Origin of the sequence: uncultured Phascolarctobacterium sp. (genome assembly GCF_934190775.1) — a bacterium.
Lineage (GTDB): Bacteria > Bacillota > Negativicutes > Acidaminococcales > Acidaminococcaceae > Phascolarctobacterium_A.
In genome coordinates this window covers 1-13864 of record NZ_CAKPTG010000018.1, presented here as the reverse complement: position 1 = coordinate 13864, position 13864 = coordinate 1, and the positions used below count along the sequence as shown (strand labels likewise).

Genomic DNA, 13864 nt, shown 5'->3' with positions numbered 1-13864 from the left:
GGTAGATAAGCATGAAATTAATTCGTACTGAAGATGCGGTCGGCAGTGTTCTCTGCCATGACCTGACACAGATTATCAAGGGCGTTACCAAGGATGCCGTGTTCCGTAAGGGACATGTAGTGCAGCCGGAGGATATTCCGGTGCTGCTTTCCATCGGCAAGGAGCATTTATATGTGTGGGAAGCTAATGAAAGCATGCTGCATGAAAATGATGCCGCACGCATTTTGCGCGACATCTGCAAAAACACTATGATGGATGAATCGCCTGTGAAAGAGGGCAAGATTGAGCTGGCTGCTGCTGCCGACGGTCTGTTCAAGGTAGACGGCGCGCGTCTGCGCCTGGTGAACAGCTTCGGACAGATGATGATTGCGACGCGTCACGGCAATACGCCGGTGAAAAAGGGCGACAAGCTCTGCGGTACACGCATTATCCCGCTGGTTATCGAAAAGGAAAAGATGCAGCGTGTGCGTGAGCTGTGCGGTGATGAACCGCTGCTGCAGCTTTTGCCGTATAAAATCAAAAAGGCTGCCGTGCTGGCGACAGGCAGTGAGGTTTTCCATGGACGCATTAAGGATACCTTTACCCCCGTGCTGGAGGAAAAGCTGGCAGAGTTCAACGTGGAGGTAGTTTATAAGCAGGTGCTGGATGATAAGCCGGAGCAGATTACCGCTGCGATTAAAACCGCAATAGAGGAAAAAGGCGCGGAAATGGTGCTCTGTACCGGCGGCATGAGCGTTGACCCGGATGACCGCACGCCGCTGGCAATTAAAAACACAGGCGCACGCATTGTGTCTTATGGTGCGCCGGTGCTTCCTGGGGCCATGTTTTTGCTGTCCTACTACGGTGAAAAGCAGGTGCCTGTTCTGGGCTTGCCGGGCTGTGTAATGTACGCTAAGCGCACTGTTTTTGACCTGGTGCTGCCGCGTGTGCTGGCCTGTGACCTTGTTACGGCCGACGAGCTGGCAGCGTTGGGTGAGGGCGGACTGTGCCTGAACTGCGCAGTTTGTACCTATCCTGCCTGCGGCTTCGGTAAGGGGTGGTAAAATGACCTATGCAGAGCCGCAGCATTATCATGTGAAGGTGCGCGTTTATAACGAAAGCATTGATTTCGGCAAGGGCGTAGCGGAGCTTTTGCAGCGCATTGAGGCCACCGGCTCGCTGAGTGCTGCCTACAAGGCTATGGGTATGTCGGCCAGCAAGGCGTGGAAGATTCTGCGGCGTGCGGAGGCAGACCTGGGGTTTGCGCTGGTCAGCAGCACGGCAGGCGGCAAAAGTGGCGGCGGCAGCGTGCTGACGCCGGAGGGACGCCTGCTGCTCGAGCGGTTTACAGCCTTCAATGCAGAGGTGCAGTCGGCGGCGGCGCAGGCCTTCGCTAAGTATTTCAAATAACATAAAGCTTTGGGCAGTACGGGGAAATTTCCCTGTACTGCCTTTGTTTATATAGTTTGTATTTTCTTGACGCAGATTAGTAAAAAGACTATAATATAAATATCTAGTAAATAGCAACAAGTATCAGATATGGAGGCTTTGCCAACTTCCTTCCGCTGTGTATAGGCGGATGATGAGCTTGCGATTTGCCGCAAAAAAATTGCAGCGTTATTTTTTTGAAAGAAGGTTTAAGTATGAGTATTTTTGCCGGAGCTGTTGATTATTTTGTTAAGGGTGGTCCCTGCATGTGGCCGCTGCTGATGTGTTCCTTTGCCGCTATTGCTATTGGTGTGGAACGATATCTTTTCTATAAAAAAGCAATTTCCGGAGAAAAGTTCGCGAGCAGCTTTTGCCGCATGATGAATGACTTTAATCTGGTTGGCGCTAGTGAGCTGGCAGAGCAGAGCAAGGGCGAGGCTGCTGCCATGGCTAAGGAAATTCTGGATATTAAGGGTGACCTTGGCCAGCGTTTGGAAACCATTGTCTATACTAAGGCTGATCGCATTATCGACAGCCTGGAGAAAAATATCAACTATCTGAGCGTTGTTATCGGCCTTTCGCCGATGCTCGGTCTGCTTGGTACGATTACCGGCATGATTTCCTCCTTCAACGCTTTGAACGAGAGAACACAGAATCCGATGGCTGTTACCGCAGGTATCGGCGAAGCGCTGATTACTACTGTTTTCGGCCTGTGTATTGCCATTATGGGTATGTGTATCCATGCTTATCTTACAAGTAAAATCAAAACCGAAACTCTGAATATCAACGAGGTGGCAGATACGCTGGTTGATATTTTCAAAGCTAACGAGCAGAGCAAATGAGGGGCGGTGTTGAAAAATGCGCAGACGTCGTAAAAGAGTGATGAAGTCACCGGAAATCATGCTTAGTCCTATGATTGATATGATTTTCCTGCTGCTGGTATTTTTCATTGTCAGCACTATGTATATGAGCGAGGTCAAGACGATTCCTATTCGCCTGCCGGTTGCTAAGCATTCGGAGAATGTCAGCAAGAGCAACTTTAATGTAACGATTAAAAAGGATGGCAGCCTTTATCTTGATGAAAATAAAATCGAGATGGATATGCTGGTTCAGAATGCTGCGATTGAAAGCAAGCAGGATTCCTCCTTCTCGGTTATTATCAGAGCGGAGGACGAAGCTCCCTATAAAACTATTATCCAGCTGATGGATAAAATGAAGGGAGCAGGTGTCACACGCTTTGGTCTGGCTACGGATACAGGTGAGAGCAAATGAAGGATGAACAGAAGCGATTTGGCAAGGGTTTTGCTGTAGCCCTGGCAGTGCATCTTGTTCTTGCCGCCGGCCTTGGCTTTTTCGGCTACCGCTTTGTGCATACGCCTCCGGAAATTCTGGAGGTTTCCCTGGAAGGCGGCGGTGGCGGCGCTGAAGCTCAGGAGGAAGAAATCGAACAAGAGGAGCAGCAGGAAGAGCCTATTATCCAAAGCCTGGAGGATATTATTGACCAAAAGCTGAAGCCTAAGCCACAGAAAAAGATTGTTAAGAAAAAAGCAACTGCAGCCCCCGGACCGAAGGCTCCTGCCGGTAATCCTACAGGCAATGGTACGGGCACAGGTACGGGCAGCGGACCAGGTAGTGGCAGTGGTAGTGGAAGCGGCAACGGTAATGGCAGTGGCAGTGGCGAGGGCCGCGGTGTGCCGGTCAAGCCGCCACGTCTGCTGCGTGAGATTGCGCCTGTATATCCTGCGTCCGCACGCAACAGCGGTGCTACCGGCGTGGTAACAGTACGTATTCTTGTTGGTGCTGACGGCAGTGTGGAGGATGTAACGGTAGTCGGTTCTTCCGGCAACAGCGCTATGGATAACAGCGTTGTGACTGCGGTCAACAAATGGCGTTTCAGTCCTGCCAAGGATAAGTACGGTCAGAACGCACGCTGTCGCGTTACGCGCGCAGTAAGCTTTAACTTAAGATAATAATTATACGCAGATGCTTTTATGCAAAAAGCTGCCGTCTCCGGCTTAGTCCGGGGCTGGCAGCTTTAACTGTTTTAGCGGGAATATGATGATGTTTTTTTCATGCAGATTTTTTGTTTAGCTTACGCTGCTGCTGCAATAGAATAATCAAAAAGCTTTTTCAAAAAGAAAAAACACGGCTGATAAACACCGTGTTTTTCTTATGTGCTATATCTCATGGAAGGAAAGTGAGATATAGCGAAATCAAGACAAAGAATTTTTAAGCAGATATCAAATCTACAATTGATATTATATACTAATAAGATAACTGTGTCTAATAATTAATCAGCATAACAGTTATTTTGCTTTGTTCAGATTTCTGTATTTTGTTACGAAGAGGGCGATGCGCTCTAGCGCCTTATGCAGGATTTCTTCGCTGTAAGCATAGGAGCAACGGATGTAGCCTTCACCGCCAGCACCGAAGATGTTGCCGGGGATTACGAGAACCTCTTGTTCTTCCAGCAGCTTTTCCACAAATTCCATGCTGGAAAGGCCGGTTTCCTTGATGCAGGGGAAAACATAGAAGGCGCCTTCGGGCTCATACAGCGGCAGGCCCATCTTGTGGAAGCCGTCAATCATAATCTGACGGCGGCGGCTGTATTCAGCAACCATGTTGTCAACGTCCTGACGGCAATATTTCAGTGCCGCAATCGCACCATACTGTGCTGTAACGTTGGGGCAGAGCACAACGTACTGATGCAGGATGTTCATAGCATTGATGATTGCTGCCGGTGCCATGATATAGCCAAGACGCAGGCCGGTCATAGCGTAGGCTTTGGAGAAGCCATTGAAAATGATGGTGCGGTCGCGGAATTCCGGGAAGGAAGTAAACATAGTGTGTGTTTTGCCACCGTAGGTAAGATGTGCATAAAGCTCGTCGCTGATGACAATCAGATCATGCTTTACAGCCCAATCACCGATAGCCTTAATCTGCTCCTTGCTCATAATAGCGCCGGTCGGATTGTTAGGATAGCCAAGCATAATAGCTTTAGTCTTGGGAGTAACAGCCTTTTCCAAATCTTCAATAGTAGGTACAAAGCCGTTTTCCTGATATGTTTCAACGGAAACAGGTTTGCCGCCTGCCAGAATAACGCAAGCCTTGTTGGCAACGTAACAGGGCTCGGGCAGAATGATTTCGTCGCCTGGGTGCATAATCGTGGTGATGGTGGTGTACAGTGCTTCGCTGACACCGACGGTTACCATGATTTCTGTTTTGGGATCGTATTTAACGCCGTAGTTTTTATGGATATCATCTGCTATTGCTTCGCGCAGCTCCAAAAGGCCAAGCGTAGGCGTGTAGCAGCTTTTGCCTTCGCAGATGCTGTTGATTTCAGCATCCTTGACAGCCTGCGGGATATCAAAATCAGGTTCACCGACGCTGAGAGGCACGATGTTGGGGTTAGCAGCCATAATATCAAGAAACTTTGCCAGACCGGAGGGAGGCAGTGCTTTAATAAAGGGAGAAACAGCAGCATCAAAATTATAGGACATAAAAATACCACCTTTCATAAAAAGCTTGTCGATAAAGCGCCCTTGCAAAAACTGACACTTTTTCCACAATCTCTATCTGTTTACTATATTACTGTAGCAGATATTTTTGCGGCTGGCAAGAATAAGCGCAATGTATACATTTTTAGTGGAAGATTTAGCATTTTTTTGTACAAAATTTAACATCTCATCACTATATATAGCGTCAACTACTTGCAAGACTTGTCAACAGATGCTATAATAAGGATAGCCAAAATAAGTATGACTTGTGAAAGAGTGGGTTTAAAGCCCGCTCTTTCCGCTTATTACGATGTTTCTGACGCGCTGGCGGCGGAAGCAGCTGTTAACCGCAAGGTTAATGCAGAAAGAAAAACTTAATATGGAGGTGAAAATGATGCAGGCAAAAGAAGTTGAAGCACTGATTACCGCGATGGTAGAACCACTTCTGCAGGATACCGGTCTTACGCTGGTAGATGTAGAATATGTGCGTGAAAAGGACTGGTACCTACGGATTTTTCTCGATAAGCCTGGTGGAGTAGAAATTGATGATTGCCAGATGGTCAGTGAAAAGCTGACGGAGATTCTGGATGCCGAGGATCCTATTCCCGACAAATATTTTCTGGAGGTTTCTTCTCCGGGCATTGACCGTCCGCTGAAGAAGGACAAGGACTTTGTTGCTGCTTATGGCACCAAGGTTGATATTATGTTCTATACTCCGTGGGAGGGAATGAAAAATCTGACCGGCATTCTGGTAGCACATGATGACGAAGCTGTACAGGTTAAAAAGATTATTAAAGGTAAGGAATTCAAAAATCCTGACCGCATTGAACGTAGGCTGATTGCGAATATCAGACCGCATATAGACTTTTAATTAAAAAATAGGAGGCTTATTAAGTGAACGCAGATTTTATCTCAGCAATCCAGGAATTAGGAAAGGAAAAGGGTATTGACCCCGAGCTTTTGTTCCAGGCTGTTGATGACGCTTTGGTTGCTGCTTACAAGAAGAACACCGGTACAAACCAAAATGTCCGTGTTGATATGAATAAAGAAACTGGTGAAATCCATGTATATGCACAGCGCACTGTAGTTGAAGGTGAGGCTGACGGCATTAACGAAATGTCCCTGGATGATGCTCAGGAAATCAATCCGCATTATATGGCAGGTGACATCGTAGAGGTGGAGGTTACTCCGAAAAACTTCGGCCGTATTGCTGCCCAGAACGCTAAGCAGTTTGTTGTACAGCGTATCCGTGAGGCAGAGCGCGGACAGGTTTATGAGCGCTTCCAAAGCCGTGCTAATGATATCGTAACCGGTATTATTGAACGCATGGAAAACAAAAATGTTTATATCGATTTGGGCAAGGTTGAAGCTGTGCTGACTCCCAACGAGCAGATACCCGGTGAAATCTACCAATACCATGAGCGTATGAAAACCTATATTGTTGAGGTTAAGCGCACCACCAAGGGACCGCAGATTATGGTTTCCCGTACTCATCCCGGCCTGCTGAAGCGCCTGTTTGAGCTGGAGGTTCCGGAAATCCATGATGGCGTGGTTGAAATCAAATCCGTAGCCCGCGAGCCTGGTATGCGCTCCAAGATTTCCGTATATACTGCTGACAGCAATGTTGATCCGGTAGGTGCCTGCGTAGGCCATAAGGGCATGCGCGTGCAGACTATTGTTAACGAGCTGCGCGGCGAGAAAATTGATATTGTCAAATATAGTGAAGATCCGGCACAATACGTTGCTAACGCTCTGAGCCCGGCAAAGGTTGTGAAGACAACTGTTAACGAAGCAGATAAAATCTGCCGCGTTATCGTACCGGATTACCAGCTGTCCCTGGCTATCGGCAAGGAGGGCCAAAATGCTCGCCTGGCTGCTAAGCTGACCGGCTGGAAGATTGATATTAAGAGCGAAACTCAGGCTGCTGAAGAGGCTGCTGCTGAGACTGCTCCTGTGGAAGAAGCATGATGAAGGTAAAAAAGGTTCCGCAGCGTAAATGCTTAGGCTGCAACGAAATGAAGGATAAAAAGTCTTTGCTGCGTGTTGTACGTTCGCCTGAGGGTGAGGTCAGCCTTGATCTTACCGGCAAGAAGAACGGACGCGGTGCATATGTCTGCCCCGATAAGGAATGCATTACCAAGGCTGTGAAGGAAAAACGTCTGGAGCGTGCTTTGGAGAAGCCTATCGGCGAAGATGTGCTCAAGCAGCTGCTGGAGGATTTTGAACATGGCAGGCAATAATGTTGCTTTTGCTTTAGGGTTGGCGCAAAAGGCCGGCAAAACCGCCTCTGGCGACGTAGCCGTGCGTGCTGCCTTAAAAAGCGGCAAGGTTAAAGTACTTGTTTTGGCACAAGATGCTGCCCCTAATTCAAAAAAAGAAATATTTTTCCTGGCAGAGATGGCAGGTGTGCAGGTCATCGAGCGTTTGACGCGCGATGAGCTGGGTTATGCAATCGGTAAGGGCCCGCGCATTGCAGTGGCAATTACTGATGCGAACTTTGCCAATATGCTGCTGAAAAAATAATAAAGTTAAATCACAGTTGTCTGCACAGCTTGCGCGAGCTACGCAGATGAATCTGCTTCTTATTTATCTGGTCTGGAGGTGGATGAATGGGTAATAAAAGAATATACGAGGTTGCCAAGGATTATGGCAAGCCAGTAAATGAGGTCATTGACCTTTTGAAGAAAAATAATATCGAAAAAACTAATTTTAGTGCAGCTGATGACAAGGCTATGTCTGTTATCCGTAAAGCTTACGATAAAAAACCAGAACCGCCCAAACCGGCGAAGACGGAAAAACGTGATGTCAGCAAACCGGCTGCTCCTGCGCATCCGCAGGCTACAGCTAAAAGAAACGATAACAATATGAATAGGAATAACGGACAGAGGAATATGCAACAAAATCAGCAACAAAATCAACGCAACAACAACGCTCAACAAGGGCGTAATGAAAATCGTCAGGGTGGCCGCAACGAAGGTCGTCCCCAAAATCGTAACGGCCAGCAGGGCAACCGCCAAGGTGGCCAGGGTAACTATCAAGGTGGCCGTAATGAAGGTCGTCCGCAAAATCGTGGCGGCCAGCAGGGTGGTCAGGGCAACCGTCAGGGTGGCCGCAACGGCCAACAACGCCAGGGCGGCATCTTTGTAGGTCCTAAGAGTCAGCAGGGCCCGAGCGTACACGGCGAAAGCCGTGCACAGGTTAGCGGTGGCCGTAGCGAAGGCCGCAATGGCGGCCGCAGCGAAGGCGCTCGCGACAACCGCCAGGGAGGTCGTAATGCAGGCAAGAGCCGTAAGGATAATAATAAGCCGCAGATTAAGGGCAGCTACGCTACCCGCGAAAGCCGTCCGAACCGCAGTGCTGGTCATCAGATGCCGGTAAACCGCGGCGGCAAGAAGCCTGCACCGAAACAGCAGCAGGCTCCGATAGAAATCGTTCGTCCGACCTATGTAGAAATCGGCGAATCTATTAACGTACAGGAATTTTCCAAGCTCATTAAACGTGAGGTTAATGAAGTAATCAAGGCTCTGTTTATGTTGGGCGTAATGGTTACCATTAACCAGGATATCGATTTTGATACTGCACAGCTTATTGGCGACAACTTTGGTGTAGAGGTTGGTCAAAGAGCACCTGAGGAGGATCCGACTGAGATTCCTGAGGTTGACGATCCGCCTGAAAAACGAGTTCCGCGTCCGCCGGTTATTACCGTTATGGGCCACGTTGACCATGGTAAAACCTCTTTGCTGGATGCTATCCGTAAAACTAACGTTACCTCCCGCGAGGCTGGCGGTATTACCCAGCATATCGGTGCTTACAAGGTTAACTACCAGGGCAAGCAGATTGTCTTCCTGGATACCCCGGGCCATGAGGCCTTCACTGCTATGCGTGCCCGCGGCGCTCAAGTAACTGACGTTGCTATCTTGGTTGTAGCAGCAGATGACGGTGTAATGCCGCAGACCATCGAGGCTATCAACCATGCTAAGGCTGCTAAGGTACCTATCATTGTAGCTATCAATAAAATCGATCGTCCGGGCGCAAATCCGGATCACGTTAAACAACAGCTGGCTGAGCACGAGCTCATTCCTGAGGACTGGGGCGGCGACACCATTATGGTACCGGTTTCCGCACATCAGAAGACCGGCATCAGCGATCTGCTGGAAATGATTCTGCTGGTTGCTGAAATGCAGGAGCTGAAGGCTAACCCGAATCTGCCTGCTCACGGCACTATTATCGAGGCACAGCTGGACAAAGGCCGTGGCCCGGTTGCTACCGTCCTGGTACAACGCGGCACGCTGCATATCGGTGATACCATTATTGCCGGAACCTCCTATGGTAAGGTTCGTGCAATGATCAATGACCGCGGCGAAAAGGTTAAGAAGGCTCTGCCTTCTACCCCTGTAGAGGTACTGGGCTTGAACGATGTACCGGCTGCCGGCGATATTCTGGACAGCACCGACGAGAAGACTGCCCGCGGCGTTGCCGAAAAACGTATCGCTAAGAAGAAGGAAGAGGAAATCAAGCTGAACTCCAAGGTTTCTCTGGATGACCTGTTCCAACGCATTAAAGAAGGCGAAATCAAAGAGCTGAACATCGTAGTTAAGGCTGACGTTCAGGGCACTATCGAAGCATTGAAGGCATCCCTGGAGAAAATCAAAAACGATGAGGTTAAGGTTGCCGTTGTCCATGCAGGCGTAGGCGCTATCACCGAGTCCGACGTTATGCTGGCATCTGCTGCTAACGCGCTGATTATCGGCTTTAACGTTCGTCCTGACGCCAACGCGCGTAAGGCTGCCGAAACCGAGAAGGTTGATGTACGCACCTACCGCGTTATCTACGACGCGATCAACGATGTTGAGGCTGCTATCAAGGGTATGCTTGCTCCTAAATTCAAAGAGGTTATCCAAGGCCGCGTAGAAATCCGTCAGCTGATTACTATTTCCAAGCTGAAGATTGCAGGCTGCTATGTAGTTGAAGGCAAGGTTACCAACAGCTCCAAGGTTCGCGTTGTCCGTGACGGCATCGTAGTTCACGAGGGCGTTATCGAATCTCTGCGCCGCTTCAAGGACGATGTGAAGGAAGTTGCTCAGGGCTACGAATGTGGTATTACTTTAGAGAAGTTCAGCGACCTCAAAGAGGGCGATGTCTTTGAAGTATACGACATGGAAGAAATCGCAGTAGAATAGTCTGTCGCATAAGGCATATTGCGCAGGAATGCAGGCAGGAGTAGCAATACGCCGCCGCATTCCCTGCACCTGTTGCCTTTAGTCAGCTTATATCTATATATAGAGGAAAAGAAAATGGCAAGACTTAGAGTAGAAAAAGTACAGGAGGCCATTCAGCATGAAATCAGCAAAATGCTGCTGCATGATGTCAAGGATCCGCGCATTCAGTTTGTTACTGTAACCGGTGTGGAGCTGACAGATGACATGAGCTATGCCAAGATTTTCATCAGCATGTATGGTCCCAAGGATAAACAGGAAGAAACCTGGAAGGCTCTGAACAAGGCGTTAGGCTTTATGCGTACGGAAATTGCCAAACGCATTCGTCTGCGCTTCGCGCCGACTCTGATTCTGCAGAAGGATACTTCCGCAGAATACAGTGCGCATATTCAGAGCATCTTAGATAAGATTAAGCAGGAAGAAAAGCCTGCAGCCGAGGAAGTAGAGCATGAGTAAGGAGCTTAGCCTGCAGGAAACAGGCGCTATGCTTTTGGCGGCAGAAAAAATTGTGCTGTGCACCCATGTAAGCCCGGATGGCGATACCCTGGGCTCCACCTTGGGACTGGCACGCTTTTTGCTGGCGCAGGGCAAGCAGGTTACTGTTTTCTGTGATGACGTTATCAACAAAAGCTTCGGCTTTATTCCTGGTATTGAATTGTGTGAACGCCCGGTAGAGGGCAGCAAGCTGCAGACGGATTTGCTGGTAGTTATTGATGCCAGCTCCTTTGACCGTGTAGGTCTGGTGGCCGAGGTTGTGGAAGCAAAAACGCTGCTGAACATCGACCACCATATTTCCAACGAACGCTTTGCCGAATATCTCTACTTGGATGCCAAGGCAGCAGCCGTGGGCGAGGTAATGTGTGATCTGTTCATGGCGATGCAATGGCCCTTTGATAAGGAAATTGCCACCTGCTTTTACACAGCAATCAGCACTGACTGCGGCTCGTTCCGCTATGCCAACACTACGCCGAAAACTATGCGTAATGCTGCCAAGCTGCTGGAATACGGCGTGCAGCCTAACGAAATCAGTGATGCACTGGACGTGCGCTCCCGCGATACGGTAGAGCTGCTGGCCAAGGTACTGCCTTCGCTGACCTTCGCTTATGATGGCAAAATTGCTTATCTCACAATTACCAACGATTTATATGACAAGGATGTCCAAACCGACAGCTTTGTGTCCTACCCGCGCTATATTGAGGGCGTTGACGTAGCTATTATGTTCAAGGCCGTCGAGCCGGCGGTAACGCGCGTGAGCATGCGCTCCAAGAGCGTTGACGTATCCGCTGTGGCTGTAGCCTTCGGCGGCGGCGGTCATCTGCGGGCAGCAGGCTGTACGATTTATGCACCGGTAGAGGAGGCTCGCACTCAGCTGCTGGAGGCATTGGGCAAATTGGTTTAATATGGACGCAATTTTTAATGTATTAAAACCACCACAGATGACATCGCATGATGTTATCGGCTTTTTGCGGCGCGTACTTAACACAAAGAAAATCGGACATGGGGGAACTCTTGACCCTGACGCGGCAGGAGTTCTTCCTGTTTTTGCGGGCAGTGCCACCCGTCTGCTGGAATTTGCTGTGGAAGGCCGCAAGGAATATATTGCTGAATTTACGCTGGGAGCGCAGACTGTTACCGGCGATGACAGCGGTGAGGTTGTCAAAACGATGATTGTGCCTGCGTTCGGCAGAGAGGAGCTGGAAGCTGTGCTGGCACGCTTTACCGGCAAGCAACTGCAGCTGCCGCCGATGTATTCGGCAATCAAAATCAACGGCAAAAAGCTGTATCAGCTGGCACGTCAGGGCGTAGAGGTGGAACGCACCGCACGTCCCATCGAGGTCTATAAGCTGGAGCTTCTGCATTATACGGCGACGAGCTTCACAGTGCGCGTGGCTTGCTCCAAGGGCACCTATATCCGCGTTCTGGGCGAGGACCTGGCGACGGCGCTGGGAACCTGCGGCACGATGAGCTTTTTGCTGCGTACCCAGGTGGGAGCCTACACAATCGACAAGGCTTGCACGCTGCAGGAAATTGCGGAAAATCCTGTAGCCTGTTCAGCAGAGCCGCTGACTGCTGTTGCAGAACTGCCTAAGCTCAAGGTGAATGCCCGTCAGGCGGCACGCATTACCAACGGTGTGCGCACTACAGTGGCGCAGACGGCTGACGGCAGATATGTACTGCTGGGACCTGGCGACGAATTTTTAGGTATCGTCCGCTGTGAGCAGGAGCGTCTGCAGGCAGAAAAAATCTTAGAGCATTACCCGATGCCAGAGGAATAAGCATGGAGATTATTACTTCTTTAGAACAACTGCATAAATTTTCCGCTCCCTGTGTGGTAGCATTGGGTACCTTTGACGGTTTGCATCGCGGTCATCTTGATGTAATTGAAACCGCAAGAGACAAGGCGCGTGAATGTAACTCCAAGCTGGCAGTCTTTACCTTCAGCAATCATCCCTTTGAATGGATTCGTCCGGGTATGGTACCGCCGGCGCTGATCACCGGCGCGCAAAAGCAGGAGCTTTTGCAGCAGTTTGGCGTGGATGTGCTGGTGGATATTCCCTTTAATCAGCAGGTTGCGGATCTTTCGCCGCAGGAGTTTTTGCAGCGCTTGCAGCAGCTTGATTACAGCTGTCTGGTAGTCGGTTCCAACTTCACCTACGGCTGCCGCGGACAGGGAACTGTCTATACGCTGGCTGCTTCCGCCAAGGCCATGGGCTTTGAGCTGATTGTTCGCGAGCTGGTAAGCGAGGGCGCAACTGTGATCAGCAGCACCGCTATCCGTCAGCTGATTGCTGAAGGCGAGGTAGCAGAGGCCGCAGCAATGCTGGGGCGTAGCTACAGCATTTGCGGTACTGTGGCGCATGGCAACGAGCGTGGCCGTTTGCTGGGATATCCTACGGCCAACATTGAGCTGGAGGCTGCTCATGTGGCAGTGCCTCTGGGCGGTGTGTATGCTGTGCGCGTACTGGTGAATGGCGCAAGCTATCACGGTATGGCGAATATAGGCTATAATCCCACCTTTGGCGATGTTGCCAAACCGCGTCTGGAAACGAATATCTTTGATTTTACCGGTGACCTTTACGGTCAGCAGCTCACAGTGCAGTTTGTGCAGCGCATTCGCGGCGAAGTAAAATTTGCCGGCATTGAGCAGCTCAAGCAGCAGCTGGCGCAGGATAAGGTTGACTGCGAAGCGGCTTTACGGTAAATCAAACTATTTTTATAAAAAACTTTACAAAATGCTTGCTATCTGGTGGCAAGATATGGTATACTATCATAGTATTTGAACCAAGGCCTGGCAGTTCGATTCTCCAACGGCTGCTACGCTTATGGCAATTTGAAATTTTAGGAGGAAACAAACAATGTTAACTAGCGAAGCTAAACAAGCAGTAATTCTGGCAAACGCACGTCATGAAGGTGACACCGGTTCTTCTGAGGTACAAATCGCAGTTCTGACTGAACGCATCAAATATTTGACCGAGCATCTGAAAGAGCACAAAAAAGACCATCATTCCCGTCGTGGCCTGCTGAAACTGGTAGGTAAACGTCGTGGCCTGCTGAACTACCTGGCTGGTAAAGACATCGAGCGCTATCGTGCAATCATTGCTAAACTGGGTATCCGTAAATAATTCGGTTTATGCTGAAAAGTCCGTCCGCAAGGACGGGCTTTTTTTGGTTCTTTGTCAAGTTTTGGGGTTTTTAATAATTTAGCACCCTGAAATCTGTAAAATTACTCTTTACAACTTAAAT

General features: G+C 49.4%; 16 protein-coding genes. 15 read left to right on the top strand and 1 reads right to left on the bottom strand.

Annotated features, from left to right (window positions below; all coding sequences use genetic code 11):
• Positions 1-11 precede the first annotated feature (11 nt).
• From Q0G26_RS09390 to Q0G26_RS09370, 5 genes are all read left to right on the top strand, one after another.
• A complete protein-coding gene (locus Q0G26_RS09390; protein WP_293830100.1) occupies positions 12-1043 on the top strand; it encodes a molybdopterin-binding protein in 1032 nt (343 codons plus the stop codon).
• Position 1044: 1 nt separating this feature from the next.
• On the top strand, positions 1045-1389 hold the full coding sequence (locus Q0G26_RS09385; RefSeq protein ID WP_293830098.1) for a LysR family transcriptional regulator: 345 nt from the start codon (positions 1045-1047) through the stop codon (positions 1387-1389).
• A 233-nt stretch (positions 1390-1622) separates the two neighbouring features.
• Positions 1623-2249 (top strand): MotA/TolQ/ExbB proton channel family protein, encoded by a 627-nt coding sequence (locus Q0G26_RS09380; RefSeq protein ID WP_009145240.1) that lies wholly within the window; start codon positions 1623-1625, stop codon positions 2247-2249.
• Between the two features lie 16 nt (positions 2250-2265).
• Complete coding sequence (locus tag Q0G26_RS09375) at positions 2266-2679, top strand: biopolymer transporter ExbD (RefSeq protein WP_293830096.1); 414 nt, start codon at positions 2266-2268, stop codon at positions 2677-2679.
• Complete coding sequence (locus Q0G26_RS09370; RefSeq protein WP_293830094.1) at positions 2676-3377, top strand: energy transducer TonB; 702 nt, start codon at positions 2676-2678, stop codon at positions 3375-3377. The genes Q0G26_RS09375 and Q0G26_RS09370 overlap by 4 nt, the downstream gene beginning before the upstream one ends.
• Before the next feature lie 336 nt (positions 3378-3713).
• On the opposite strand, the gene Q0G26_RS09365 is transcribed toward Q0G26_RS09370, so the two are convergent.
• Positions 3714-4907 (bottom strand): pyridoxal phosphate-dependent aminotransferase, encoded by a 1194-nt coding sequence (locus Q0G26_RS09365; RefSeq protein ID WP_293388818.1) that lies wholly within the window; start codon positions 4905-4907, stop codon positions 3714-3716.
• Positions 4908-5295: 388 nt separating this feature from the next.
• Between Q0G26_RS09365 and rimP the strand changes: the two genes are divergently transcribed.
• The 10 genes from rimP to rpsO all read left to right on the top strand — a co-directional run bounded on the left by rimP (position 5296) and on the right by rpsO (position 13743).
• Positions 5296-5775, top strand: a complete 480-nt coding sequence (gene rimP, locus Q0G26_RS09360) for a ribosome maturation factor RimP (RefSeq protein WP_021720228.1) — start codon at positions 5296-5298, stop codon at positions 5773-5775.
• Positions 5776-5798: 23 nt separating this feature from the next.
• Positions 5799-6872 (top strand): transcription termination factor NusA, encoded by a 1074-nt coding sequence (nusA, locus tag Q0G26_RS09355; protein WP_293830091.1) that lies wholly within the window; start codon positions 5799-5801, stop codon positions 6870-6872.
• Positions 6872-7144: a YlxR family protein gene (locus Q0G26_RS09350; RefSeq protein WP_366517766.1), complete on the top strand. Its 273-nt coding sequence runs from the start codon at positions 6872-6874 to the stop codon at positions 7142-7144. The genes nusA and Q0G26_RS09350 overlap by 1 nt, the downstream gene beginning before the upstream one ends.
• The gene (locus tag Q0G26_RS09345; protein ID WP_293830088.1) at positions 7131-7427 is read left to right on the top strand and encodes a ribosomal L7Ae/L30e/S12e/Gadd45 family protein; all 297 of its coding nucleotides are present in this window, start codon (positions 7131-7133) and stop codon (positions 7425-7427) included. The genes Q0G26_RS09350 and Q0G26_RS09345 overlap by 14 nt, the downstream gene beginning before the upstream one ends.
• An 86-nt stretch (positions 7428-7513) precedes the next feature.
• Complete coding sequence (infB, locus tag Q0G26_RS09340; protein ID WP_293830086.1) at positions 7514-10084, top strand: translation initiation factor IF-2; 2571 nt, start codon at positions 7514-7516, stop codon at positions 10082-10084.
• A 114-nt stretch (positions 10085-10198) separates the two neighbouring features.
• Entirely contained in the window at positions 10199-10576 is a 378-nt protein-coding gene (gene rbfA / locus Q0G26_RS09335) for a 30S ribosome-binding factor RbfA (protein ID WP_293830084.1), read from the top strand.
• Positions 10569-11519: a bifunctional oligoribonuclease/PAP phosphatase NrnA gene (locus Q0G26_RS09330; protein ID WP_293830082.1), complete on the top strand. Its 951-nt coding sequence runs from the start codon at positions 10569-10571 to the stop codon at positions 11517-11519. Before rbfA ends, Q0G26_RS09330 begins: the two co-directional genes overlap by 8 nt.
• A gap of 1 nt (position 11520) precedes the next feature.
• Positions 11521-12396 (top strand): tRNA pseudouridine(55) synthase TruB, encoded by an 876-nt coding sequence (truB, locus tag Q0G26_RS09325; RefSeq protein WP_293830080.1) that lies wholly within the window; start codon positions 11521-11523, stop codon positions 12394-12396.
• 2 nt (positions 12397-12398) lie between these two features.
• Positions 12399-13322: a bifunctional riboflavin kinase/FAD synthetase gene (locus Q0G26_RS09320; RefSeq protein WP_293830078.1), complete on the top strand. Its 924-nt coding sequence runs from the start codon at positions 12399-12401 to the stop codon at positions 13320-13322.
• Positions 13323-13476: 154 nt separating this feature from the next.
• Positions 13477-13743, top strand: a complete 267-nt coding sequence (gene rpsO / locus Q0G26_RS09315; protein ID WP_210684546.1) for a 30S ribosomal protein S15 — start codon at positions 13477-13479, stop codon at positions 13741-13743.
• Positions 13744-13864 lie beyond the last annotated feature (121 nt).

Coding starts and splice junctions, on each gene's coding strand:
- Q0G26_RS09390 (WP_293830100.1), top strand. CDS start 12: ATGAAATTAATTCGTACTGAAGATGCGGTCGGCAGTGTTCTCTGCCAT.
- Q0G26_RS09385 (WP_293830098.1), top strand. CDS start 1,045: ATGACCTATGCAGAGCCGCAGCATTATCATGTGAAGGTGCGCGTTTAT.
- Q0G26_RS09380 (WP_009145240.1), top strand. CDS start 1,623: ATGAGTATTTTTGCCGGAGCTGTTGATTATTTTGTTAAGGGTGGTCCC.
- Q0G26_RS09375 (WP_293830096.1), top strand. CDS start 2,266: ATGCGCAGACGTCGTAAAAGAGTGATGAAGTCACCGGAAATCATGCTT.
- Q0G26_RS09370 (WP_293830094.1), top strand. CDS start 2,676: ATGAAGGATGAACAGAAGCGATTTGGCAAGGGTTTTGCTGTAGCCCTG.
- Q0G26_RS09365 (WP_293388818.1), bottom strand. CDS start 4,907: ATGTCCTATAATTTTGATGCTGCTGTTTCTCCCTTTATTAAAGCACTG.
- rimP (WP_021720228.1), top strand. CDS start 5,296: ATGATGCAGGCAAAAGAAGTTGAAGCACTGATTACCGCGATGGTAGAA.
- Q0G26_RS09350 (WP_366517766.1), top strand. CDS start 6,872: ATGAAGGTAAAAAAGGTTCCGCAGCGTAAATGCTTAGGCTGCAACGAA.
- Q0G26_RS09345 (WP_293830088.1), top strand. CDS start 7,131: ATGGCAGGCAATAATGTTGCTTTTGCTTTAGGGTTGGCGCAAAAGGCC.
- infB (WP_293830086.1), top strand. CDS start 7,514: ATGGGTAATAAAAGAATATACGAGGTTGCCAAGGATTATGGCAAGCCA.
- rbfA (WP_293830084.1), top strand. CDS start 10,199: ATGGCAAGACTTAGAGTAGAAAAAGTACAGGAGGCCATTCAGCATGAA.
- Q0G26_RS09330 (WP_293830082.1), top strand. CDS start 10,569: ATGAGTAAGGAGCTTAGCCTGCAGGAAACAGGCGCTATGCTTTTGGCG.
- truB (WP_293830080.1), top strand. CDS start 11,521: ATGGACGCAATTTTTAATGTATTAAAACCACCACAGATGACATCGCAT.
- Q0G26_RS09320 (WP_293830078.1), top strand. CDS start 12,399: ATGGAGATTATTACTTCTTTAGAACAACTGCATAAATTTTCCGCTCCC.
- rpsO (WP_210684546.1), top strand. CDS start 13,477: ATGTTAACTAGCGAAGCTAAACAAGCAGTAATTCTGGCAAACGCACGT.